The 23,675-nt window shown below is 47.7% G+C and carries 22 protein-coding genes; 4 read left to right on the top strand and 18 right to left on the bottom strand.

Annotated elements, in window-relative coordinates; genetic code table 11:
• Nucleotides 1-8 precede the first annotated feature (8 nt).
• The 10 genes from GVJ32_RS16280 to GVJ32_RS16325 form a co-directional block, all read right to left on the bottom strand.
• A complete protein-coding gene (locus GVJ32_RS16280) occupies nucleotides 9-728 on the bottom strand; it encodes a hypothetical protein (protein WP_159241137.1) in 720 nt (239 codons plus the stop codon).
• A complete protein-coding gene (locus tag GVJ32_RS16285; protein ID WP_159241138.1) occupies nucleotides 718-1,530 on the bottom strand; it encodes an FTR1 family protein in 813 nt (270 codons plus the stop codon). Before GVJ32_RS16285 ends, GVJ32_RS16280 begins: the two co-directional genes overlap by 11 nt.
• 41 nt (nucleotides 1,531-1,571) lie before the next feature.
• Nucleotides 1,572-1,922, bottom strand: coding sequence for a cupredoxin domain-containing protein (locus GVJ32_RS16290; protein WP_435808092.1), 351 nt, complete (start codon nucleotides 1,920-1,922; stop codon nucleotides 1,572-1,574).
• 31 nt (nucleotides 1,923-1,953) lie between these two features.
• Entirely contained in the window at nucleotides 1,954-3,282 is a 1,329-nt protein-coding gene (locus GVJ32_RS16295) for a sensor histidine kinase (RefSeq protein ID WP_159241139.1), read from the bottom strand.
• Nucleotides 3,279-3,941, bottom strand: coding sequence for a response regulator (locus GVJ32_RS16300; protein WP_159241140.1), 663 nt, complete (start codon nucleotides 3,939-3,941; stop codon nucleotides 3,279-3,281). The genes GVJ32_RS16295 and GVJ32_RS16300 overlap by 4 nt, the downstream gene beginning before the upstream one ends.
• Nucleotides 3,942-3,967: 26 nt before the next feature.
• Nucleotides 3,968-4,177, bottom strand: a complete 210-nt coding sequence (locus GVJ32_RS16305; protein WP_159241141.1) for a hypothetical protein — start codon at nucleotides 4,175-4,177, stop codon at nucleotides 3,968-3,970.
• 103 nt (nucleotides 4,178-4,280) lie between these two features.
• Complete coding sequence (locus GVJ32_RS16310; protein ID WP_159241142.1) at nucleotides 4,281-5,069, bottom strand: SDR family oxidoreductase; 789 nt, start codon at nucleotides 5,067-5,069, stop codon at nucleotides 4,281-4,283.
• A gap of 28 nt (nucleotides 5,070-5,097) precedes the next feature.
• On the bottom strand, nucleotides 5,098-5,769 hold the full coding sequence (locus GVJ32_RS16315) for a TenA family transcriptional regulator (RefSeq protein WP_159241143.1): 672 nt from the start codon (nucleotides 5,767-5,769) through the stop codon (nucleotides 5,098-5,100).
• Between the two features lie 3 nt (nucleotides 5,770-5,772).
• A complete protein-coding gene (locus GVJ32_RS16320; RefSeq protein WP_159241144.1) occupies nucleotides 5,773-7,329 on the bottom strand; it encodes an AMP-binding protein in 1,557 nt (518 codons plus the stop codon).
• Nucleotides 7,322-8,050 carry a thermostable hemolysin gene (locus GVJ32_RS16325; protein WP_159241145.1) on the bottom strand — a complete coding sequence of 243 codons (729 nt, stop codon included), beginning with the start codon at nucleotides 8,048-8,050 and terminating at the stop codon, nucleotides 7,322-7,324. Before GVJ32_RS16325 ends, GVJ32_RS16320 begins: the two co-directional genes overlap by 8 nt.
• A gap of 229 nt (nucleotides 8,051-8,279) precedes the next feature.
• Here GVJ32_RS16325 and GVJ32_RS16330 point away from each other — a divergent pair, with 229 nt between their 5' ends.
• A complete protein-coding gene (locus GVJ32_RS16330; protein WP_159241146.1) occupies nucleotides 8,280-10,442 on the top strand; it encodes a molybdopterin-containing oxidoreductase family protein in 2,163 nt (720 codons plus the stop codon).
• Between the two features lie 79 nt (nucleotides 10,443-10,521).
• On the opposite strand, the gene GVJ32_RS16335 is transcribed toward GVJ32_RS16330, so the two are convergent.
• From GVJ32_RS16335 to GVJ32_RS16365, 7 genes are all read right to left on the bottom strand, one after another.
• Entirely contained in the window at nucleotides 10,522-11,139 is a 618-nt protein-coding gene (locus GVJ32_RS16335) for an outer membrane beta-barrel protein (RefSeq protein ID WP_159241147.1), read from the bottom strand.
• Nucleotides 11,140-11,155: 16 nt separating this feature from the next.
• The gene (locus GVJ32_RS16340; protein WP_159241148.1) at nucleotides 11,156-12,406 is read right to left on the bottom strand and encodes a CsgG/HfaB family protein; all 1,251 of its coding nucleotides are present in this window, start codon (nucleotides 12,404-12,406) and stop codon (nucleotides 11,156-11,158) included.
• 5 nt (nucleotides 12,407-12,411) lie between these two features.
• A complete protein-coding gene (locus GVJ32_RS16345; protein ID WP_159241149.1) occupies nucleotides 12,412-13,761 on the bottom strand; it encodes a hypothetical protein in 1,350 nt (449 codons plus the stop codon).
• 9 nt (nucleotides 13,762-13,770) lie between these two features.
• The gene (gene lpoB / locus GVJ32_RS16350; RefSeq protein ID WP_159241150.1) at nucleotides 13,771-14,373 is read right to left on the bottom strand and encodes a penicillin-binding protein activator LpoB; all 603 of its coding nucleotides are present in this window, start codon (nucleotides 14,371-14,373) and stop codon (nucleotides 13,771-13,773) included.
• 14 nt (nucleotides 14,374-14,387) lie between these two features.
• Nucleotides 14,388-14,774 carry a DUF1425 domain-containing protein gene (locus tag GVJ32_RS16355; protein WP_159241151.1) on the bottom strand — a complete coding sequence of 129 codons (387 nt, stop codon included), beginning with the start codon at nucleotides 14,772-14,774 and terminating at the stop codon, nucleotides 14,388-14,390.
• A gap of 13 nt (nucleotides 14,775-14,787) precedes the next feature.
• Nucleotides 14,788-16,158 carry a hypothetical protein gene (locus GVJ32_RS16360; protein ID WP_159241152.1) on the bottom strand — a complete coding sequence of 457 codons (1,371 nt, stop codon included), beginning with the start codon at nucleotides 16,156-16,158 and terminating at the stop codon, nucleotides 14,788-14,790.
• A 242-nt stretch (nucleotides 16,159-16,400) separates the two neighbouring features.
• Complete coding sequence (locus GVJ32_RS16365) at nucleotides 16,401-17,228, bottom strand: SIS domain-containing protein (RefSeq protein ID WP_159241153.1); 828 nt, start codon at nucleotides 17,226-17,228, stop codon at nucleotides 16,401-16,403.
• Nucleotides 17,229-17,487: 259 nt separating this feature from the next.
• Between GVJ32_RS16365 and GVJ32_RS16370 the strand changes: the two genes are divergently transcribed.
• The 3 genes from GVJ32_RS16370 to GVJ32_RS16380 all read left to right on the top strand — a co-directional run bounded on the left by GVJ32_RS16370 (nucleotide 17,488) and on the right by GVJ32_RS16380 (nucleotide 22,712).
• Nucleotides 17,488-19,146, top strand: coding sequence for a hypothetical protein (locus GVJ32_RS16370; protein ID WP_159241154.1), 1,659 nt, complete (start codon nucleotides 17,488-17,490; stop codon nucleotides 19,144-19,146).
• A gap of 241 nt (nucleotides 19,147-19,387) precedes the next feature.
• Entirely contained in the window at nucleotides 19,388-21,559 is a 2,172-nt protein-coding gene (gene uvrD, locus GVJ32_RS16375; RefSeq protein WP_159241155.1) for a DNA helicase II, read from the top strand.
• Nucleotides 21,560-21,575: 16 nt separating this feature from the next.
• The gene (locus GVJ32_RS16380; protein ID WP_159241156.1) at nucleotides 21,576-22,712 is read left to right on the top strand and encodes a TRAP transporter substrate-binding protein; all 1,137 of its coding nucleotides are present in this window, start codon (nucleotides 21,576-21,578) and stop codon (nucleotides 22,710-22,712) included.
• An 87-nt stretch (nucleotides 22,713-22,799) separates the two neighbouring features.
• On the opposite strand, the gene GVJ32_RS16385 is transcribed toward GVJ32_RS16380, so the two are convergent.
• Nucleotides 22,800-23,654: an SDR family oxidoreductase gene (locus GVJ32_RS16385; RefSeq protein WP_159241157.1), complete on the bottom strand. Its 855-nt coding sequence runs from the start codon at nucleotides 23,652-23,654 to the stop codon at nucleotides 22,800-22,802.
• Nucleotides 23,655-23,675: the final 21 nt, after the last annotated feature.

Raw genomic sequence — 23,675 nt, forward strand, 5'->3', positions numbered from 1 at the left:
CTGCAACACTAATAAAATTCATATTCCAGCATTAAACGAAACGTATAATCTGCGCTGTCTTCATCTAGACCAAACACCGTACCCACTTCCCAGCGCAAACTGTTTGCCGCCGCTAAACGAATAGCACCAACTAGCACAGGACCCATTCCGCGATAATCCTCTGCCGCATAAAACTCTAAAGCAGGTTCAAGCATTGGTCGATAACGATATCGGGCTTGCAATGACAAAGCGGTTTCGAATTCCTCACCCGTAGATTCACTAGACTCATAAATAAGACTGGCGTTCGCCGTCGTCACCATTGCCCCCCATTCTTTTAATACGACTAGCTTTCCTGCTAGCTCCTCAATCTTGCTATCGCGACTGTGCTCATACTCAAATACTGCGCCCCAATCGACGGCGTATTCGCCTTGCTCGCTAAGTTGCCAGCGTAGCTCTAACTCATAACCACTTAAGCGGTTGGCGTCGCCTTCTCCCTCGGCACTTACATAGGCTTCTAGGGCAATACTGTCATTTACGGCTGCGCCAAAACCAAATCGCTGGACAATATAATCATTTGACGCCCCTGATCCGACCTCAGCACTGCTAATGCGATACTCCAATTCCTTCTCCAAACTATTTACATATGGCGCATAAATTCGATCTACTGCCAAGCCATCAGCCTTAACTAAACTTACTAGACTGATGTAAATAGCAAATCCAATAACGAGCCGATGAATATTAATTTCCATACTGATTTGCTTCTTCAGGTAATTGCCGGTGCCGCCAGTATTGATGGCGGGCGATTATCACGCCCGCCATCGTTAAACCACTAACCATATATATCATCAACTGCGCGGGTGCTGGAGTAGCCTCATAGCCGACTAGGGCATAGAGCAGTTGCCCAGCAAGACTTTGTTCGGCCAACAGGCCGTTGCTGTCCCACAACTGACCATCGGGAAGTAAATCCGCTTGAATAAGCATTTTAGCGGCTTGCAGCATCATTCCACTTGCCATGGTGGTCAGCAACACACAGCCAAGTAGCAATGAGCGGGATACTGAGAAGCTCAATATCCAATAGTAAAATAAAGCACAACAACTAAACCCTATACCAAAACCGATAATTGAACCGCCATACAAGCTAAGGCCACCTTCTGGTAGGTCTTGAAACGCGAGCAAATAAATATAAATTTCCGACCCTTCGCGGGTCATTGCGCATGCAATCACAGCTGTCAGAATTGCACGAAACGTAGCGTTCGATCCCGATGGCTTAAAATAGTGATCAATGAATTTAAAGCAAATGTATAAAAGACAAAGATATATAAATACTTGCAAGCCAGCATCTACAAGCTCTTGACCAATACCACCAAACAAATTTGACACCCAACCAAACTGGCTACCTAAAGCAATAGAACCGGCAACACCGCCGGCAAGGCTCCACTTAAACCAATGCCTCGTCAAATTTAGCTGAACGCATAAAGACAGGATAATACTTATTAGAAAGGCCGCTTCAAGAACCTCTCGTATGATAATAATTACGCTGGTTAATAACATGGCACATCACTTTTCATTGTCACACCGTTCACTCCACCAATTCACTTGGCAATAATTTTCCCTTGCGCGGTTTTGGGATTGAACTCGCCAAAAAAGGGATACTCCCCCGGTGCCAATGGACCAATAAAGATTAGCGCTCGCTGGCCACCAAGCACCACTTTCTCTCTATTTAGCTCATAGCTCTCAAATTCTTCAGGTGTCGAATCTTTATTGCTCACCCAAAGTTTCACCTTGGTATTTGCAGGTATAACGAGGACCGAAGGCTCAAACAAATGTTGCTCAATTGCCAGCTCAAATTCTGGCTTATCCGCATAGGCATTGGCGCCACTGAGTAACGCCAATGTAAAAACAACAAGGCCGTTTTTAGAAAATAATATTCGCAATTTCGTCACCCATTCGCTCCACACGAACAATCATGTAATTTCATGGCAGCTCACCGAATATAAGTGAAGGTGGGAACGCCACCTTGAACGCTAAACCAATACCACCCTCGCCTTCAGACATTGAAATAGTAGCTCGATGTAGTTCTGCAATATGCTCGACAATCGACAAACCAAGACCGCAACCTGATGAGCCTGAGGCATGGCGATCTCCACCAACCCGATAGAAACGTTCAAACACTCTAGACTTCACCTCGGCACTTATTCCAGGCCCGTTATCGCTAACAGTTAATCGAACCGAGTCCGGCCCTGTGTCGATAATTACCTTTATAAAGCCGCCACGCTGGGTGTATTTGTATGCATTGTTTAGAAGATTCTGCAGCATTATGCGCAAAGCAAAGCGATCGCCGTTTATCCTACCCTCATCACCGCGCACCTCTATAGTTTGTTCCTTCTCGGAAAAATCAGCGTAATTAGCCGCGATAATTTCACCCGCAAGTGCAGCGAGTGAAAGGCTCTCAAATTTAGCGGGATAATGATCCGGCGTGGTTCTATGCAGTAGCAACATTTGTTCTACCAAATGCGCCAAACGATCCACGTCTCGCTCCAAACTATTTAGCGAGGAATTATGCTCTGGATACTCTTCATGCAAATTATGCAAATGCATTTTTATCGCACTTATTGGCGTGCGAAGCTCGTGGGCCGCATCGGCAGAAAATCGCCGTTCCCGCTCAAATGAATCATCAAGTCTGCGCAACAATGAATTCATCGACGTAATAACCGGCATCAATTCAATAGGGGTATTATCTATATTAACTGCACTTAAATCGTCGGCCGCCTTCCGTCGCAGTATCCCCGCTAACAGCGCCAAACTTTTTAAACCATGACCAACAATCAACCAAATCAATAACGCAGCCACCGGAAGCACAACAACAACCGGCACAATGGATTCAAGAATCACCCGCTCAGCAAGGCGGTAGCGAAGATCCATTCGCTCGGCGATCATTATTCGGTGACCATTCACAAAGTTAAAATAACTTAGCGTTCGCCAACGATAGTCATTAAAATTATTTTCACTTAAACCCTCATTAGCCGCGATATACTGATCCGGCGCATGCACCGAGCGCCACACTAGCTTTCCGTCGGCATTAAACAACTGAAACACCATATGCTCATCATCTGGCGCAGGCGAATTACTCTGGCTTCGTAAAGGCACGGATGATAATTGCAGCGCCATTGCCGTGAGCTTTTGATCAAATAAATTTTCGGCCTCGGCCATGCTTGATTTATAGCCGTGTAAAGCGGCAATGAAATTGACTAACATCAATACAGATAAAATACTGACTAATAGAAATCGGCGTAGTGAGCTCACCCACTACCCCCAAGAATAAACCCAACACCTCGGATATTTTTGATCAAATTGTGGCCTAATTTTTTTCGTAAATTATGCACGTGCACATCAACAGTATTACTACTAACCTCGTCGCCCCAACTGTACAACTTCTCTTCTAACTGCTCCCGTGAAAACACTTGACCTGGACGATCTGCCAGCGCACGTAAAATAGCAAACTCGCGACGAGATAGTTTCTGTAACTCTCCATCCAGTCGTACTTCATTACTCGCTATATTGATAACAATATTGCCAATATGAAGTTCGGGCTCTCGTATCGGCGTATTTCGTCGCGACAATACACGGATACGGGCAAGTAATTCCTCAAACGCAAACGGCTTAGTGAGATAGTCGTCGGCACCGGCGTCCAAACCAGAAACTTTATCAGTCAAAGCGTCCCGCGCTGTTAAAATAAGTACTGGCACGCCGGTCTGTAATTGACGGAGCTGACGCAACAATACTAGTCCATCAATATCGGGCAAACCCAAATCTAAAATTAAGAGATCTAATTGAGCCGCTTCAAAATAACGAAGCCCCTCGGCACCGTTTGCCGCATGATCTACGGCATAACCGGCGCGATGCAAGGCTTTAACCATGCCTTCGGCTAGCGATATATCATCCTCAATAAGCAGAACTCGCATGAATTGTTTACACCTTGCTCACGGCATTATTTGTTATTCTTTTGCTCACGCATGAGAATGAGCATCTCTTTACGACGCGTCTCATCTGCATAATGTCTGCCTATTCTATTTGCTGCCACATAGGCGAGATTAAGATATTCTGGCGTCTTGTTATCCTCACCGTGCCCAAACAAATACAGCGCATAAACGTCATTACTATCAATATCCTCAGGCGCTAAGGTCAAACCTTTTAGCAAATACTCTTCTGCCTTTTTATCACTACCATAGCCAATTGGCCATGCTGGGACTCGAAAATATAATGAGCCGTGCTTGGTGCGTATACATTGTCGTCACCGATCCCTAGTTCCTAGCGTAACGCAATATAATTGCGAGCTGCTTTTTTAACGCGGCAGACACCACCGAGGGGAATAAAGCATTTAGGCTGACGAAAAATCGTTCTGGCCATCCCAAGTATCGATTACTACTCTTTTTGCATCTAAGTAGTTCAAGCGCAGCGCGAGCTACCAATTCCGGCTCATCAGCCTTATTGCCTAGCTCGGCATTCATGGCAACAATGTTGGCAGAATTCATAGCCGTATTGACTGCCCTTGGCGCCAGATAGTGTATCGCCATATTTTCATTGGCAAATTCACGTTGCAAAGCTTCGGTAAAACCTCGCAAGCCAAATTTACTGGCGCAGTAAGCAGTAAACCCGGCGAAGCCAATACTGCCAAAACCGGACCCAATATTAATAACCATGGCATGCTGGCTTTTGCGCATCAAGGGCATCAGCCCCTTACATAAGCGCATGGGCGCCAATACATTTAATTGGAGCATTTGCTCTATTACCGCATCATCAGTCTCTGTAAAAAGACCAAATGAAGACGTACCCGCGTTATTCACCAAAACATCTACCGCAGAACCATCAGCAATATCTGTACACAACTCAATTATTGACGCGGCCGACGACAAATCCGCCACTAGATAACGATGGCTTCGCGGCCTTTCCAAACCATCTCGCAGTGCTGCCAGAGCCTCGGCATTTCTACCCACTAATACAAGCTTATGACCGGCACTAGCGAATGCAATCGCCAAAGCACGACCAATGCCACCACAGGCACCCGTTAACACAATTGTTAGTGTAGTCATGCTTTAGCAACTCCTCATTCTTATTTGTTTACGCAGCATGTCTACTGCCTTCGCGCAGACCAAGTTCTCGGAAAATATTGCCGTATAGAACGTAAAACATTTTTGCACTGTGAACGATCTGTTGCCGATCACGCGGATCCTCGATCCGATTCATCAAACCCTTAAAAAATTCAACATGCTCAATATCTAAAGCACCATGAGAACTTAAATAGCTAAACGCCTTTTTCGGCAGACTTAAGCTAGCTTGAATTGCACCGGCTGCGCTGTCGGCTATCGCGATACTGGTACCTTCTAACACCTGAACCATACCGAAAAAACCTATAGGATTAACTCGATTGATCGTGTCGTAAGCATAAGCCACCATCAATTCTGTTGCCGGCTCGGGATGACTGTTGCGGACAGCCTCTGCATCCCCACCACAGGCGTTTATGTCATTAAGTATCCATTCCTGATGACCTAGCTCCTCTTCGATGTATTCCGCAACAGCAACACGTAGCCATTCGTAGCTTTCAGGTAAGCGACTACCGCAAGCCATGAGAAGTGGAACCGTATGCTTTACATGGTGATAGGCCTGCGTTAAGAATGCGATGTAATCATCAAGACTTAGCTGACCACCGACGCCACGTTGAATAAATTCAATCGCATAAAGCGACTCACGCGCACCTTGTGTTTCAAATTGAAGCTGCTCATAAAAATTCATTTTTTACTCCTTTGCCACCGTCACATCAGCGGAGTTTGTACTACGTATTAGTTCTGGATAATCGCAATAACATGTATCGGCTAAACCGCTGTAATGCATTAAAATTTCATGCCTACGTAATCGCCCATTAGCGGTTAACAAATCATTTTCAGCACTAAGCGGCACCGGCAGTTGTACCCAGCGCTTAATTTGCGCGTAATCGGGTAGCACACTGTTGCACATACTAATTTCGTGATCGATTTGCTCGTGGCTGGCATGTGGCGAGGGGTAGATCAATGCGCTGCAATACGCTTGATCGTCGCCAATAACCATACATTGCAGAATACTTGGTTGAGCTAATAACTCGCTCTCTGGCCATTCCGGTGAAATATTTCTACCGTAGCTATTTACTAGTACGTTCTTACTGCGGCCATGCAGCCACAAAAACCCGTCATCATCTATTTCGCCAAGATCGCCGGTTGCAACTTCAGTAGGGACAGGCACACAGTGTTCTTTTTGAAGATAACCTTGGTAAACATTGCCGCCAACTACCAACTCAGACCGAGCAGTATGGACTACACAGTGCGTCAACACTTTGCCCGCAGAACCTAGCTTATCTGCACCCGGCCTATTAACACTAACCACCGATCCGCATTCAGATAAGCCATAACCTTCATAAACCGGTAGACCGAGTTGTCTGCCGCGCTTAATTAAATCAGGCGCTACTCTCGCGCCGCCAACAGCGAGGAATTTCAGGCTTGCTGGCGCAGGCCATTTTCCAGATTCCCGTGCGCTAATCAGGCCTTTTAATATTTGCGGCAGCAATACCGCGCTATCTGGTTTTGCTGCGGTCAAGGTAGACTCGAGTGCTTGAATATCTAGGCCTGAGCTTCCCGCCCAACCTAAGGTCGCTAAGCTGGGCAGCATCACTTCGGCACCGCGCAAAAGCGCGCTATACACGCCAGCTACATTTTCCAGAAGCGTCGCCAGTGGTAAAACCGCGAGATGCCGATGCAGCGGTGTATCTTTGAGCGCATCATTCAGTGCGCTGGCAGTTGCGTACTGGGCTGCTACAGATAAACACACACCTTTAGGGTGACCAGTTGATCCCGATGTATAGGTGATTTTTGCGGTGTTGTCTGGCAATAAAAAGCTATCGAGTAGCGGACATAAACGAAACGCACTGATGCTTGTTAGGCTAGCAAAAGTCACTGCCCCGCCCGAAAGCCGCGCACCAAATAAGGTGGCGCAGGTGGAAGCGAAGCCGTCTCGGTCGCTCAGCAATGCATCTACACCACTACTTTCAACGGCGTGACGCATTTGCTGTGGTGTAAAAAAGCCAGGTAGCGGAATGAGGGGGACACCCGCTAACTGGCAAGCTAAATCTACAATAATCCATTCTGGTCCGTTGTCTGCCGCAAGACCTACGCGCTCAATACCCAAGGTAGTAAGTTCGTCCGCGAGCATGTGCACCGCAGCCAGCATGCCACTATAGCTAAACGCGCTATTATCTCCGCGAAGTGCCGGTAGATCGCCAGAGTTTGAAGCAAACCCCTGCAGCGCATGAATGATCTTACTCATACAGAGCTCGCAAGCCGTGGTCGTCCACATTGCTCAATTGTGCATCACAGCCGCCGAGTAGCATGGCGGTCATGGGCTGTTTGGCAAAGATGTCGATAGCACTGCGGGCATTCACCGCAATGACGGTGGGTTTGGTGTCGTAATAGGTGCCCCAGTCGGCTAGCTGCACACCTAAACGGCGGCCATCGGCTTCGCACAGGGTGTATTGTTCTACACGCAGGCGGCGAAGTAATTTTTGCACCTCTGGCGTTGCGGTAAATACGGCCCACTCGGCGCCTGAGCGGCAAATTAGCGATGCCAAGGCAATAAACAGCATTTGGCTGCTACCGCGCCATGTTGAGACGAGGTTACCAATTTCAACCAAGCTTGTGCGCTGAACTTCGTTACCTAATAAGTTAGCCAGCAACACTTCGGCAGGTTGATCCATATATTGCTCTACAAACAGCGCGTGCCCGTGAATACCGCGACGCATTCCAAGCACCCCCGCTATACCACTACGCGAGCGCATGAGTAAGAAAACAGGCAAAAACTCTCTAAGCTTTGCGCCGTAGGCAGCCGAGAACTTGTTTGCAATATAGGCCTCTATCTCTGCCCGCTCCGGCGCATCACGGCCAATAATATTAAGCTGTGGGGTTGCCTCTAGAGCTTCACCGGTCTGAGGGCTCGTATAAGCGGTACTACCTAAATCGTTGTTTACCACATCTATTTGAGTTGAATACACCTTTGCGCCCTCACATTAGATTTCCATGCTCGTAGCGTACAGCGCCATCTTTAAGGAAAACTTAAGAAAAACCAGGCACCCCCAAAAGAACGAGAATCCACCGCGAATAAGAGGCGAAAAAGAAATAGTGTATTTTTGACACAATTTGTTAGAGTATTAAACTGAGAATTAATAATGTCGGTTAAATGATCCCGCCAGCCAATAACAATAACGTCGTCGAGGGAATAAAATGAAAACCAGCTACACAGTGTGCGGCATTTGCGAACAGGGCTGCGGGCTAAAAGTCACAGCGGAAAACAATACGGTTATCAAAATAGAGCCCGACAAGGACAATGCCTTCAGCTGGCGGGACTACTGTATAAAAGGGGCGAAATCTCATCTCGCCTTAAATCACGAAAAGCGCATTACCAAACCCATGAAGCGCGTTGGTGACCGCTACATAGAGACCAGTTACGAAGAAGCGATAGCCGATATTGGCTCGCGTTTAAACAGCATTATCGATAACCACGGTGCAAACGCTGTTGGCAGCTATACCGGAAACCCCAATGGCTTCAACTTCGGTGGCGCGCTATTCTTCTCAATGTTCCTCGACGCCATCGGCACCGAAAACCGGTTTTGGGTCGCCTCTGTTGATCAAAATGCGTTGCATGTTGTGTCAGAAAATCTTTACGGCAATCCCTGGGTAAGCTTACAACCAGATATAGACCACTGTGATTACTACCTGCCAATCGGCACCAACCCGCAAATTAGCGGAATGTGTTGGATAGGTTATTCACCCGACGGCTGGAAACGCATACTTGCCCGTAAAGACACCGGTGCAGAACTTGTCGTTGTAGACCCTCGCAAGACCGAATGCGCATCCAAAGCCAGCCAACATATTGCGCCTCTGCCAGAGTCTGACTGGGCGCTATTATTAGCCATCATCAAAATCATCTTCGACAATGAATGGGACAATGCCCCCAAACAATATCTAGATGGTTTAGCGACGCTTAAAAGCCACGCACAAAGCGCCGATTTACAGGCTCTTAGCCAGCTCTGCGACATACCAAAAGACACCATTTTTTCACTTGCCGAGCAATTCGCTAAGGCTCCACGAGCAATGGCAATCGGCCGAACCGGCGTTAGCCAAGGTCGCAACGGCGTCCTAGCGCTGTGGCTAGTGCAGGCATTAAATTTAATTACTAATCGGGTAGAGCAAGAGGGCGGCATTTATTACGCCGCCGGTATTCTAGACTTTTTAAAAGCGGGCGATGCCCTGTTTCCACCCTCAGACGCAATTAGCCGCCTACGGGGCAACAAAAATATCGCCGGCTCCCACAGTATTGCAGAACTCCCCGACGAAATTACCACCCCCGGCGAAGGCCAAATACGCGCCTTAATTATGAATAGCGGCAACCCCGTTGTTTCCGGGCCCGAAGGCGACAAACTCGATGCCGCGCTTTCACAATTAGAATGCTTTGTTGTGATCGATCATTTTCAGCGTGAAAGTCACCGCCACGCAGATTGGCTCATTCCAGGCGATCACTTTCTCGAGCGCACCGACATCAATCCCTTGTTGCAAGCACTCAGCCCCTCGCCGCGCGCGCAAATGAGCCGCGCCGCTGTAGAAATTCCAGATGGCATGCGCTACGAGTGGGAATTTTTACGCGACCTCGCCATTGCAATGAATAAGCCTTTTGTAATGGGTAAGCAATGGTTAAACCCAGTCGTCAAAGCCAGCATAAAACTAGCCACGTGGACAGGCAAAAAGAATTACGGCTTTTCCCCGATATGGCTATCACGAGTCCTCATTCGATCCGGTGGCAGGTTTAAATGGAAAGATATACAAAATGCCCAACATGGACTTGGCGACGTCAACACTCGACCAGAATTTGGTGCACTATTCAAAAAACTCACTACCGCCAGCGGCAAAGTAAATATCGCACCACCGCCATTTATTGAGCTGCTAGACAAACGCGTCAATGAAACCCCAGAAGATACCTCGACATACCCTTTGCAGTTGATCGGCAGACGGCGAATGAAAATGATGAATTCTTGGTCAGTAGAAACTAGCATGACCGGCATGAAAGAACAGGAAATGAGCGGTGACACCATCGAAATTAATACTGAGGACGCTAAAAGATTTGGCATTAACGACGGCCAACTTGTTACTGTCAGCTCAGCGAGCAATCAATTACAAGCCAAGGCAAAACTATCTACCGACATTCGCCGCGGCGTCGCGGTAATGGAGCATGGCTGGGGCTATCGCACCTTCGATCCTAAAACAGGGGAAGGCACATACAATGGCGGCGTGAACAGAAATATTTTGGTATCTAACACTGACGTAGATCCGCTGTCGCGGGTGCCGAGATTAAATGGAACGCGGGTTAATGTGTTTAGCGCCATTTCCTAGCAAAACGAATAACTGTATATAAAACAAAAACGCCGCTTATTAGCGGCAAAAATGCTTGCTTACTAAATACCAAAACTTACTATTGAAAATACATCTTGGCACCTAAGCCAATAACATCAACATCGACATCGTCTAACTGGTAACGATCAAAAGTAGCAGTAATTTGAAAAGCAGAGCTGGCATTGAAAGCGGCACCAAAACCAAAATAAACATCTCTTCCATCATCATTGCCGGACCCACCATCGACAGAATCACTTATCGAGAATTCAGAGTCCCAGCTCAAAAAACCCAATCTAGCGGTCAAGGAAAAACCCGGAGAAAGGGCCTGAGAAAATAGAAATCCTGCAAATATACCGTCGGTTTCAATTGAAGATTCTACTTTACCCGGAGCGTAAAAAACGGTTCCATCAGAGTTGCCATCGCCACTCACTTCACCCAGATCGATATACCCCCCTTCGACAGCAAAGTTATTACTGAAACGATAGCCTAAACCAAAGGCAAAGCCTTCACCTTCGTTATCATAAGCAAATGATGACAAGCTGCCATCATCTAGGATGCTTCGCATCTCGTTTTCAGAAACGTCGTAGTCCGCTAGCAATACTTGTGCGATTAAATAACCGGCACCCTGCTCCGCATAAGACGCAGTGGAATATGCCGCAAGAACGCCGGCTGCTATCATTACTTTTACTTTCTTCATACTATTTACCTATCGACTAATCAAAAGGAAGGGCAACACCCGATACGGGTTGTTTAGGCTGAACAGGAGCTTTAGATTTTGCTATTGGCGTAGATGTCGGGCGAATGATCATTCCCGGCTCAAATCCCCCGCCAGACACTTTAGTAGCGTGAGACATTTTCGGTAGCACTTTGCTTACGGCAATCGCCCCCACAAACGTTTCCTCCGAACCTAAGGATTCGCCAGTGTAAGGGTCAAATAATACCTCTCCAGGCAGAAATACATTATATCGCTGGCCTACAGATACCGACCGGCCGCCGGCATTAATAATGACGCCTGACGATGAAACTTTAATTATTTGCTTTGGATATATTTTTTCAACGATATCAGTCACTGCCTTCTTAGCAACATTCGCAACAAGGCCGCGACTATTCTCAGAGCTTGTTGACGAACTGTATTGCTCTGCGTATTTCACTTCGCCAGTCGCTACGGCGATAACTTTTACGCTGACGACAATAGAACCAGCGGACCACGTTTCGGTTTGGCCGGTAATTTTAATAGTTTTACTCTGTGTTGAACCCGTGGCGCTGACTATCTCTGGCAGCAATAAGAAATCAGCACCCAGCATGCGGCCCAGTTTCGCCTTTTCTTCCCGAGACGTTGCATCGGAAGAGATGAGATTCAGTTCGGCGCCTATCTCAGCGAGATTATCTCGACTCAAAACTGCAAACTTACGAGTTTGCACCAGCTCCTGCTCCATCGCTGTTGTCATTAGCCCAGCAAGTTCAGACCCAGAGTAATTCCGGAAAACAAAGTACTTACTGTTCTTCGCTTTAGTCTGCAGCAGTGCCATGCGCTTTCGCGCAGACGAGGCCGATGTATCATAACGATAAACACGAACCATAAGCTTTGCTTCGTAACCAGATTCAATCTTTGTCAACGAAAGCACATCGTAGCTATGAATGTTACCGCTCGTCTGGGTACGGGCAGATATTGACGCCGACAAGGTGACATCAACGTCTTCAGTTACTCCGTCTTTATTACTTACTGCGCCGACAACATTGCTACTTGCCGTAACCTGATCTGCCTGCAACGACGTGCCGTTGACCTGAGAAACCGCCGACGCCAATCCAGCACGTATCGCTTCATCCTGTGTTCCACCAAAGCCGCTCGCTTCCACCTCTACTTGCCGAGTTCCCGTCGGTTGGGCATGTAATGACACCGGCAACAACAAACACACCGCGAAAATAACACCTAATAACTTCATTGCCATGAATATACGTTTCATTGTTTTTACCAATCTTCGCTAATAACAGGCGCCGACTGCGTATTGCCTGTAGATTTACCTTGCCCCGATACGCTAACGCTTGTACTTCCAGATTTACCTTTATCAAACGCCGAACTGGTCTCTGATCGAAATTGCTCCGCGGCAGACAGCATACTCGGACTCCACGCATAGGCCGTAAGATAGAAATCTACGCCCGAACCGTCATCGCTGTACTTTTTAGCAACCACTTTTGACGCGCCTTTTAAACGTAAAGTCGTTTGCGTTTTGTACGCTTGTTCCAATTGGCTTAAAATAACGTTTTTCTGCAATTGGCTAACAGTAGAACTCCCATCTTCAATATGCTTTTGCACATAAGCGTGAGTGTCATCTTTAGTTGACTGATCTAATTTATGGGCCACGGCCATGTTAGAAAATCGTGCCAATTCCCGAATGGCATTTGTTTCAGATATTTTTCTCTCAGATTGGATTCGGCTACTGTTCATTACATTTGACGCAGAAGGCTCACTTGCCGGCGCAATGCCAAATCCAACAACAGCCCATTCGCCATTCGACAATTTGGTCATTCGAGAACCGACCAGCCCCAATACGGAGCCAGTTTGAGCATCGAGCTGATTACGCACCCATTGTTGAATTTCTGCTTTAGCGCCAAGATTTGTTTTCGCGCTAGATTGTTGCGAACTTAGCACTCCAGCGACCTCTGCTGTCTCTGAAGAAAGCCCAATGATAACGCCAAGCTGACCTTGGTGAATAACTGATTGGACAATCCGAGCGCCTGAAAAAGAATCATTCACTGATCGAGAAACCACATCTGTAATTAAGCGTCGATCTGTTGTGGAAGTGCAGTCAATGATCGATTCTAACTTAGATTTTTCCGCTTTTTCTTCATCACTACTCGTTAATGATCGTATAGCGCCTTTCACAACATCTAAAAACGACTCGTTAGTCTGAGTATCTTGTTTAGCGACCTTATGCTGCTCTTCACAATCAGCAACTAGTGCTTCCGCTGGGCCACCCGTACTTGTCACATTGACACTTGTCTCAGCTGAAATCATCTCAGCACCGAGCTCGCCAGCTAATTGAGCGTACGCCTGTGCCAGCGCAAACTGATAAGCGGTATTCACACTGGTTACGTATGCCGTCGATCCCTTCGCACCAGCTATACCAGCAATACCGTACGCCATGTGGTAATTTTTACCTTGAGCTAAAAGCTCCGACTCCATTTGAAACTGATAATCTTCAATAGCATCAAAAAGCGATGTATTTTCGTCAATGTTTAGCTGTGCACCCAAGGTTGCAGAGGTGTATATCAATACACTAAATGCGGTTACAGCACGCACGAGAATCGCCTTATTCATAAATAATCCTTACCAACTAACCGTGCTTGCTGAGCCACGTTTAATAATTGGTGTTTCACCTTCCCAAATTGCTAATCCACTATTTATATCTGTTAGCGTTAACTGGAAAAAGTATTCAACCTGCTGCTTTCCGCGCGACATATTGTGATTGCGCTGAAGAATTTTACCGGACAAAGAAAGATCAGGTGCTTGCAGCTGTCCTTTAGCGGCCACACGGCTTTGGTTGAATTCACCATTACCACGCAGCTCACGTGCCGCCATTGTCATTTCATCTTCAGGGCCGTTTAAACCAACAGCGGTAGTCACTACAACCTTGCCAGAATTGAGCAGTTCGATACGAATTTTTTTCACTAATTGGTCGGTATCAATGCGCTGCATGGTGTCATTTATCATCCGGCTTATCGCAAGCACATAGCGACCGCCATTGGGGTTATTTACCGCACCCGTAGCCAGCATAGACTGAACCGATTCACCAGCTGCTTTTTCAAAATCTCGATACTCCAAACCCATTACGCTTTCAGCGGTATCATTATTTGTGTCGACAATTTGAACACCGCTGGCACAGCCGGTTAATGCAATAGCCAACACGAACATTGAAATAAATTTGTTCATTTTAATTCCTCAACTTACTTTTCAATAATCTCAAAGTGGTAATCTGCCGCACGCGGCCCTGGCGACACCTGAACTAGCTCTATTGTTTGGCCTGGCGACACAACCCGCTCCTGCCACTTCCCTAGCACCGTCTGAATTGGCTGGCCATCTTCGGTATACCAATTAACACGGAATGAAATTCTAAGATCTGTCATTGCACTTGACTCTGCTCGCAGCATTACCTTCATGCCTTTTTGATCATTAGACCAATCACGCACATCTAAAATATTTAAATAGCGCCCGTCGTAAGACACATGCGCTGCCCAAGATGGTAGTGAGGCGTCTTGTGGTTTTAATAATCCGCAGGCTTGCAATCCCAGCGCAAAAGATATTACTAACAAAATCCTAGTTATTTTATTCACCTATTACTCCCTCTTATAAATAGAACAATTCGACAAGCGGCGCCGCGTACGGTGTTGGCTGCTTTATATAAATCAAGGTATTCTGATTGGCAGGTAACATCACTTCTTTATATTCACCGTTGCCGTAAGGCACTCTTAACGAGGATTCTTGAAGCGCAGGAACTTTTGCCAATGACCACTGCTCAGGCATGGCATGCCAGGCGCGAGTATCTGCGGAAGCACTAGCATTGGCATACACAGTACCGGCTAAATTCCCCAGTGCACCAAATTTCCGTCCCATCTGGTCTTGCAGTATGGCTTTTGTCGCAGCAGATACTACCGCACGTGAAACTGTGGCTGGCCAGCGCTTCTTAAATTCGGTCCGCATAACCATATCCATTCTTGCGAACGGTATTAACTGTACAGCGTTGTCATCAATAGCCAAGCCATTGACACCCATTCCACTAGGACGATCAATAAGTTCAGGAAGAGCGACGGTTACTTGAATTAATGCATTAGAGGTTATCCACGGAATGGAGAATTTCTTCTCTCCATACACCGGACTTAAGCCACTTTCAAAAATAATCCAACGCTGCGGGCTGCCAATTGTTAAGCGCCCGTATTGCCGAAGGTTTAGTAAATCTTCATTGATTTGTGCGTTATCGCCTACCATACCGCTAACCCGCTGCAATAAAGTTTCGGCTTTTTCAATATCAGCACCGGGGCCTTGCGCCAAGAATATTGAATTAATATACGCTACTGCGGGATTCACAAAACTGTCGAAAACCTCCCAGTATTCAATATTTGGGAAATTTTGCGATAGCGCGTTTTGAACACCATCTGAATGGAGATTCTGTTTAGAGTTACTATCTTCTTCATTTTTTGCCTGTTCTTTTTCTATCATTTTTTGATAGCGTTCAACCGCAATTCGCGCACGCTCATTAGCACGGTTAAATTCAACGCGCGCATTATCAAGCTCGCCAGAAGACCAGAAAGACAGCGCCTTATAAAAATTTGTCAGTATACGTTCAGCTGGCGGCGGCTCATACGAACGAACGCTATCATTGACAAATGCTGCACCAATACCTTCTGCTATTTTCTTGCCAAACCCTTCTGTATCTTCATCTTTAAATAGGGTTTCAATAACGTCGTAATGCTCTATAGAGCGCGCTTTATTTCCGACTAAGCGCCAGCTTTCCGCCGCTTCTAAATGCAGCAATACATCACCAGTGGGTGTTACTGTGGCAAGTTCACCGGATTCAGAATCGAAAAGATCAAGTTGCTGTTCAATGGATTCTGCAAGTAAGGCATAGTCTCCCGCCTGATAACGGAGATCTATATTTTGAACAGCGTCTGAAGATTGATATGTTGCGCAGCCAGTAGCTAACAGACTAAAAGCGGCCATAATGACGGGCCGGCGTGCAAGCCTTTGTACATTTGATAAAAGCGGCCGAAATCCCTTCACCTATTCTCACTCCTTGAGATTCATATTCCTACGCAGCAACTCACTGCGACATCCGTCCTAGACGCCGCTAAGTTAAACAGCTTTTTAAAACAATTCCACCTTTTTTAAAATAAAAATGAACTAATTTAAAATAACGGTATCGCGCACTTTCGTATACTCGCCTGCTCATCGTTAGCAAACACTCACTCTTTAATATCTGTACGCAGTACCTGCAGGCCTTTTTCTATGGCGATTAAATGCTCGCGCACTCCGGCCTTACTGCGGGAAATTCCGACGGCGAGAATATCCAACACAGCCATATGAGCTAAGCGCGACGGCAACGGCGTGTAGTCGCCCTCGTCCATATCTACGTCAACATAAATGGCGAGGTCCGCCGCTGCGGTGACGGGTGATCCGCTGGGCGCTAGTGCAATCACCGGCGCACCATTTTGCTTGGCTAAGTTTATGGCATCCAATAAAGCCTTGGTTCGGCCGGATTGGGAAATGACCACCACCACATCTTGCTGATTTAAGGACATTGCCGACATCGCTTGCACGTGTGGATCGGAATAAACACTTGCAGAGATTTGTAGGCGAAACAAATTGTGCTGGGCATCGGTAGCGACGGCGGCAGAGGCACCAAAGCCGTAAAATTCAACGCGGCGGGCATTGCTGAGTAATTCCACGGCCTTTTCGATGGCCGTGACTTCTATGCTGTCGCGAACTTTTTTCAAGGCCTCCATCGTCGAGTCAAACACCTTGAAGGTGTATTGGCGGGCAGAGTCTTCGTCGCCAAAGCTAAATTCTTCGTACTCTGGACTGTGGGCAATGTGTTGAGCTAGGGCTACTTTAAAGTTTTGAAAACCGTCGCAGCCGACTGCGCGACAAAAACGGACCACGGTGGGCTCGCTGACATGCGCTTCTTGCGCAAGGTCAACTATCCGCATATGAATCACTTCTTTGCGGTTGGCCAGAATATAGTCGGCCACTTTGCGCTCAGATCGGCGCATTTGCTCACGGCAAGTTTCCATGGCACGGATGATATTTCTCGGTCGCAAATTGCTGCCCACCAGTTCAAATTATTTGATTTATGCCCTGTTATTGTAACTCAGCCTAGGCGTATTGGTGCCTTTTCACCACTAAGCCATATCAGTAGTAACAACAATATAGCGCCTCCCCCCAATATTGGGGAGGCCATCTCGAGCAATAGTCCTTAGTCTCATACTAGACACAAATTATGCGTGTTCATTTAGTTCTGATCTAAAAACATAAGGCTATGGGGTAGCTACAATGAAATTAAAATTGCTTGGTTTAAACTGTATATTTCTTGTCACCGCGTGTGGTGGTGGCAGCGGTGGCTCTAGCGGAGGTGGCTCCGGCACGCCCAGCGACAGCCTTAAAGGCATTTTTACAGATAGCCCGGTATACGGTGTTAAATACCAAACTGATAGCTTGCAGGGCCTGACCAACGCCCTAGGTGAATTCGACTACCGCGAGGGCGAGTCAATTGTATTCTCCATTGGCGACCTGCAGTTCCCCAGCATCAGCGCGTCACAACAAATCACCCCAACTGACCTAGCCCAAGGTAGTAGTGAAGTTCGGACCAATATTTTACAGCTACTGCAATCGCTAGACGACGACAACAATCCCGACAATGGCATTTCAATCTCAGCAGAAGCGGAAAACGCGTTCAAAGACAGCACCTTAGATTTAGAAAGCGCCGACTTCGACAGCGAAGCCCAGGCAATACTGGATACCATAGGAGATGGCATTCAACTCGTCAGCGAAGAGCAGGCTGAAGCACACTTCCAAAGTGCACAAGAAGCACAAATTCTCGGCAGCTGGCTGTACAGTGAAGGCAACGGTAAACGCAATGTACTGACATTCGTCGAAGGAAACGAATACGTCATTATTCATGAGCATACTGACGACGGTGACCAAGTCGCAGGGTCAGTCGAATATGGTACTTACTCTTGGGATATTGAGAGCGGTGCATTCAGCACAAGTCTGATTGAGCAGTCCGATAATTCAGGCGGCCTTTACGATGAGGGAAGCTCGGTATCATCTGCAAGCTTAGTCGGCGACGAGCTAACACTCGGCTTTACTGACGATGCCGGTGAGACCGTTACCTTTTCCCGTATTAAAAACCTCCCTGGTGCATTACAGGGTGCTTGGAAGCTCTATGAGGCGGAAAGCGACAATCTCAATATTCTGACGTTCTTATCTGACACCGAATACGTCCTTGCACACACCAATAATCTTGAAGACTACGATAACGCCAACGAACCGGCGCAGGCCTTATCCGGTGAATTCGGCACGCTTGCAATCAGCGGTGACAACTATACTGCCACTGCAAGCATTGAAACCGATGGCGATGGCGGTTTATACAATAAAGACCACCTTGATGAAAATACAAATACTTTCACTGTGGAACGATGGGGCGACCTGAGCTCGGAAGATATAGGCGAGGGCGACGAATACTCATTTACCCGCATCGGCCAGTTCACAACTACGCTCGTTGGTGATGGCGAAAACTTAGACGATATCCTAGCCCATCGCGAAACCCGCTTTGACGAGGCAGGTTTAGTCGGTGATTGGCAGGTCACCACGACCTCGCCGTCTTATCACGACAAAGTGGGTTTCGTTGAAAGTTTCAGCGTCCAGCTCAAGGCAGATGGCACCGGCACCGTGACCTTTGAAGAAAATGACGTTACCACCCTGGTTTGGGAGCTCAACTCAGCGGGCACTTTGACTTACACCGAGACCGATGAATTTGACGACACCTGGTTTCTCAACATCGCACCCGTTAAAGGAGCGGCAAATAGTGTGTTAATTGATAGCAAAAGCCCCGCCGGCCAAGAAGATTTCGCCGATGTCCTCGTTGAAGCTCGCTTTACGCGTATTGCAGATGAAGGACCAATTAGTGAGGAAATAGCCGTTCAAAAATGACCGCGTAGGGCCGAGCCCACAATAAGCTCATAACGATATCTGTACCACTTAGCCGCTAGATATTATGTCCCAGCAGACATGATGCCTAGCGGCTTCTTATTTCTCAGCGACAATATCGCTCGCCACTACACCATCATTTAATCCCGGCAAAGTAGCGCTCATTACTAATATTGCTGCTCACTCGCCGCTAATCACATTTTAGCGGTGTCAGCGCCGGCGAATCCCAGTAGAATATGCCGCCATGGACGTATCTTATATTCTTGATGATCTCAATGACGCACAGCGCGACGCAGTTACCGCTGACAGCACCGGCACGCTAGTACTGGCGGGGGCCGGCAGTGGCAAAACCCGAGTTTTAGTACACCGCATAGCATGGAAGATAAAGGTCGAAGGCCTGTCTACCTACAGCATTCTGGCGGTGACCTTTACCAATAAGGCCGCCCGCGAAATGCGCGGCCGGATTGAAGCCTTGCTAGATGGCAACCTAAACCACGGTATGTGGGTGGGCACCTTTCACGGCTTAGCCCACCGCTTGCTAAAAGCCCACGCTCGCGAAGCCGGTCTGCCCGACAATTTTCAAATTCTGGACAGCGACGATCAACTGCGCCAGCTCAAGCGTATTCATCGCGAATTAGAATTGGACGACAGCCGCTGGCCACCGCGCCAATCCCAGTATTTTATTAACGGCCACAAAGATGAGGGCCGGCGCTCAGCACATATCGACGACTTTGGCGGCGATCACCATCTAACCACCATGCTTAAAGTTTACCGTCGTTACGAAGAAGTCTGTCGCCAGCAAGGGGTTATTGATTTCGCTGAGCTCTTACTGCGCGCTCTAGAGCTGTGGCGCGACAATGCCGCCATTCTTGATCACTACCAACAGCGCTTTAAACATGTACTGGTCGACGAGTTTCAAGATACCAATGCGGTCCAATACGCGTGGCTACGTTTGCTGACCAACAAAGGCATGGCGATGACCGCCGTCGGCGACGATGACCAGTCCATCTACGGCTGGCGCGGTGCGCGCATTGAGAACATTCAGCAGTTCTCCAAAGACATTCCAAATACCCAAGTCGTACGCCTAGAGCAAAATTACCGCTCCACCGGCACTATTCTTAAAGCTGCTAATGCGCTGATTGCCAATAACAGCCAACGAATGGGCAAAGAACTTTGGACAAAGGGCGAAGACGGCGACAAGATCGCGCTGTTTGCCGCTTTTAACGAACAAGACGAAGCGCGCTTTGTTACTGATCGAATTGATGAGCTGCTCCGTGACGATTATCGCCGCAGCGACATCGGCGTGCTGTATCGCAGCAATGCCCAGTCTCGTGTACTTGAAGAATATTTAATTCGCGCCGGCGTGCCCTACCGTATTTATGGCGGCCAACGCTTTTATGATCGCTTAGAAATCAAGAATGCCTTAGCCTATTTGCGCATTATTGCGCTGCGCGACGACGACACTGCCATCGAACGTGTCATCAATACCCCTACCCGCGGTATTGGCAATCGCACGGTAGAAATACTGCGGGAATATGCTCGCGAACATCAAACATCTTTGTGGCGCGCTGCCGTCGCCATTATTGAAAATGGCTTGCTACCGGCTAGAGCGGGCAATGCTTTGCGCGGGTTTTTGTCACTCATCGAAGATCTTGCGACGCAGTGCCAAGATGTACCTCTAGATGAGCAGGTAAGTATCGCCATTGATAAGTCTGGCTTAATCGCCTTTCACGAAAAAGAAAAGGGTGAAAAGGCCCAAGCCCGAGTCGAGAACTTACAAGAATTAATCACCGCTGCGCGTGGTTATAGTTCAGAAGATGAAGAAGCCGAGCCCTTACGCGCATTCTTAGACCAAGCGGCGCTAGACGCCGGTGATCAACAAGCTGATGAACATGAAGACAGCGTGCAGCTTATGACATTGCACTCGGCCAAGGGTTTAGAGTTTCCAGCAGTATTTATTGTCGGCGTTGAAGAAAACCTCTTCCCCCATAAAATGTCGATGGAAGACCCTGAGCGCTTAGAAGAAGAACGCCGCTTGGCTTACGTTGGCATTACCCGCGCCGAACAAAAATTATATTTAAGCTACGCAGAGTCTCGCCGCCTGCACGGGCAGGAAAGCTTTAATAGCTTGTCACGCTTTGTTAGAGAAATTCCAAACGAGCTGATTGATGAAGTGCGAATTAACAATACCGTCACTCGGCCCAGCAGCTACGCACCAAGCACCACTAGCGCTCAGCAAGCTGCGGCGGCATCTATCGGCTTTGGTTTGGGGCAAAGAGTTTTGCACAGTATTTTTGGCGCCGGCGTAGTGCTTAGCTTCGAAGGCCAAGGTGCTAGTGCGCGAGTACAGGTCAATTTCGAAGACGAAGGCAGCAAGTGGCTAGTGCTGCAATACGCGAATTTGCAGCTATTGTAAGACAGGAATAATAACAATGAATCAGGCTACCAAAGCCAATTATTCGCCGCTAATTATCTTGGCTTTACTGGCAGCATTAGTTGCCATGAGCTGGCTATACGTGGGCGAACGCAGCAAAGATCACAGCGCCCAACGCCAAGAAAGTAGCACCAGCGGGCAACAAGTTTTTCACTGGAAGTTAGTGACTACGTGGCCCAAAAACTTTCCAGGGCTCGGCACCGCCCCAGAAAAATTTGCCGCCATGGTGAATAAAATGAGCCAAGGCCGCTTACTCATAAAAGTATACGGTGCCGGCGAATTAGTGCCCGCGATGGGCGTTTTTGATGCCGTCTCTACCGGCAGCGCCGAAGCTGGCCATGGCGCCGCGTACTACTGGAAAGGGAAATTATCGTCTTCCATCTTTTTCACTGCGGTTCCTTTTGGCATGACCGCACAGGAAATGAACGGCTGGCTATATCATGGCGGCGGCTTAGAGTTATGGCGCGAAGCCTACGCACCCTTCAATTTAATTCCCATGGCGGGCGGCAATACCGGCGTGCAAATGGCCGGCTGGTTTAATAAAGAAATTAATTCCGTGGCAGATGTAAAAGGCTTAAAAATGCGCATCCCCGGTTCCGGCGGCGAAGTCTGGAATCGCCTTGGCGGCACATCGGTAACGCTGCCCGGCGGTGAGCTTTACACCTCACTCCAAACCGGCGTTATTGACGCAACTGAATGGGTTGCTCCCTATAACGACCTCGCTTTTGGTTTTCATGAAGTCGCAAAATATTACTACTATCCGGGCTGGCATGAGCCGGGCTCTACGCTAGAACTCATCATTAATAAATCAGCGTTTGAAGCGTTGCCAGAAGATCTTAAAGCGATTGTAGAAACCGCCGCACGCTACGCCAATGCAGATATGCTCGACGAATACACCGCACGCAATAATGCTGCACTACGTGAATTGGTTGACGTTCATCATGTAGATCTGCGCAAGCTACCCGACGACGTTATTCGCGAGCTTCACAAAGCATCTGACGATTATTTGAAAGAACTCGCCAATAGTGACCCATTTACAAACAAGGTGTATACCAGCTGGAAAAACTTTATGGATGGCGCCAAGGAATACCATCATATTTCTGAGCAGTCATATATCAATGCGCGGGATTTGTAAGGATAGATTTATTTATTAAAAACACTCTGCTATTTAAGAGATTCGTTTATGACAAGACTCTTAAATAGCAAAGCCTAATTCCTAGACTCACGCCAGTTTTAAATATTCTTCACTGATTTTCCACAGTCTTGCCGCAGCGTCATCATCTTTCGCCCAGGGCTTCACTCGTTTGATCTTGCTGTCTGAAAAATACTCGCCCGTAATATTTTCGACACTTGGCGATGTAGCAACATAGATAGAGGTTTTTGCCCCCTTCGCAGGGCTGCGGAAAAACGGCTTCAGTAGCAAGCCAACAATTTTCCCAATCACGGCATGATCTTGGTGGCCTAATCCCGTACTGACCGCGCCGGGGTGGACACAGTTAACGGTGACACCCGTGCCTTGTAACTGTTTTGCCAGCTGCCGTGTCCACAAAATATTGCACAACTTTGAATGCCCGTAAACTTGGAAGGTTTTATAGGGCGTTGACTCATATTCAAGGTCGTCAAACTGCACGCCTTTCACAAAACTATAAGCCGCCGATGCAACACTCACAATGCGAGCCGGTGCGCTTTGCACTAGACGCTCGCGCAGTAATTCGGTCATCAAAAAATACGCAAGATGATTTACTGCAAAGGTTTCTTCAATACCGTCGCGGCTGAGCTTGCGATGGGTATTCACCACCCCCGCATTATTCATGAGTAAATGTAGCGGCTTGCCCGTTTCTAGAAATTGCTGAGCTATACGGTGAATATCTGCCTGACAGCCCAAGTCACCAAGTAAGAGGGTGATCTTGCAGTCAGGAGATTGGCTAGTGATTTCCGCCAACACAGCCTCACCTTTTTGGGCATTGCGGCACACAATAAAAAGTTCTGCGCCTTGCTCGGCAAGGGCCAAAGCAGTTTCTCTGCCGATTCCGCTGGTGGCCCCAGTGATGAGACAGACTTTGTTAAGCATCGACATTGTTATTCTCCATTATTGTCG

This window comes from Zhongshania aliphaticivorans, assembly GCF_902705855.1.
Classification (GTDB): Bacteria; Pseudomonadota; Gammaproteobacteria; order Pseudomonadales; family Spongiibacteraceae; genus Spongiibacter; species Spongiibacter aliphaticivorans_B.

Coding starts and splice junctions, on each gene's coding strand:
- GVJ32_RS16280 (WP_159241137.1), bottom strand. CDS start 728: ATGGAAATTAATATTCATCGGCTCGTTATTGGATTTGCTATTTACATC.
- GVJ32_RS16285 (WP_159241138.1), bottom strand. CDS start 1,530: ATGTTATTAACCAGCGTAATTATTATCATACGAGAGGTTCTTGAAGCG.
- GVJ32_RS16300 (WP_159241140.1), bottom strand. CDS start 3,941: ATGCGAGTTCTGCTTATTGAGGATGATATATCGCTAGCCGAAGGCATG.
- GVJ32_RS16310 (WP_159241142.1), bottom strand. CDS start 5,069: ATGACTACACTAACAATTGTGTTAACGGGTGCCTGTGGTGGCATTGGT.
- GVJ32_RS16315 (WP_159241143.1), bottom strand. CDS start 5,769: ATGAATTTTTATGAGCAGCTTCAATTTGAAACACAAGGTGCGCGTGAG.
- GVJ32_RS16320 (WP_159241144.1), bottom strand. CDS start 7,329: ATGAGTAAGATCATTCATGCGCTGCAGGGGTTTGCTTCAAACTCTGGC.
- GVJ32_RS16330 (WP_159241146.1), top strand. CDS start 8,280: ATGAAAACCAGCTACACAGTGTGCGGCATTTGCGAACAGGGCTGCGGG.
- GVJ32_RS16335 (WP_159241147.1), bottom strand. CDS start 11,139: ATGAAGAAAGTAAAAGTAATGATAGCAGCCGGCGTTCTTGCGGCATAT.
- GVJ32_RS16340 (WP_159241148.1), bottom strand. CDS start 12,406: ATGAAACGTATATTCATGGCAATGAAGTTATTAGGTGTTATTTTCGCG.
- GVJ32_RS16345 (WP_159241149.1), bottom strand. CDS start 13,761: ATGAATAAGGCGATTCTCGTGCGTGCTGTAACCGCATTTAGTGTATTG.
- lpoB (WP_159241150.1), bottom strand. CDS start 14,373: ATGAACAAATTTATTTCAATGTTCGTGTTGGCTATTGCATTAACCGGC.
- GVJ32_RS16360 (WP_159241152.1), bottom strand. CDS start 16,158: ATGGCCGCTTTTAGTCTGTTAGCTACTGGCTGCGCAACATATCAATCT.
- GVJ32_RS16365 (WP_159241153.1), bottom strand. CDS start 17,228: ATGGAAACTTGCCGTGAGCAAATGCGCCGATCTGAGCGCAAAGTGGCC.
- GVJ32_RS16370 (WP_159241154.1), top strand. CDS start 17,488: ATGAAATTAAAATTGCTTGGTTTAAACTGTATATTTCTTGTCACCGCG.
- uvrD (WP_159241155.1), top strand. CDS start 19,388: ATGGACGTATCTTATATTCTTGATGATCTCAATGACGCACAGCGCGAC.
- GVJ32_RS16380 (WP_159241156.1), top strand. CDS start 21,576: ATGAATCAGGCTACCAAAGCCAATTATTCGCCGCTAATTATCTTGGCT.
- GVJ32_RS16385 (WP_159241157.1), bottom strand. CDS start 23,654: ATGTCGATGCTTAACAAAGTCTGTCTCATCACTGGGGCCACCAGCGGA.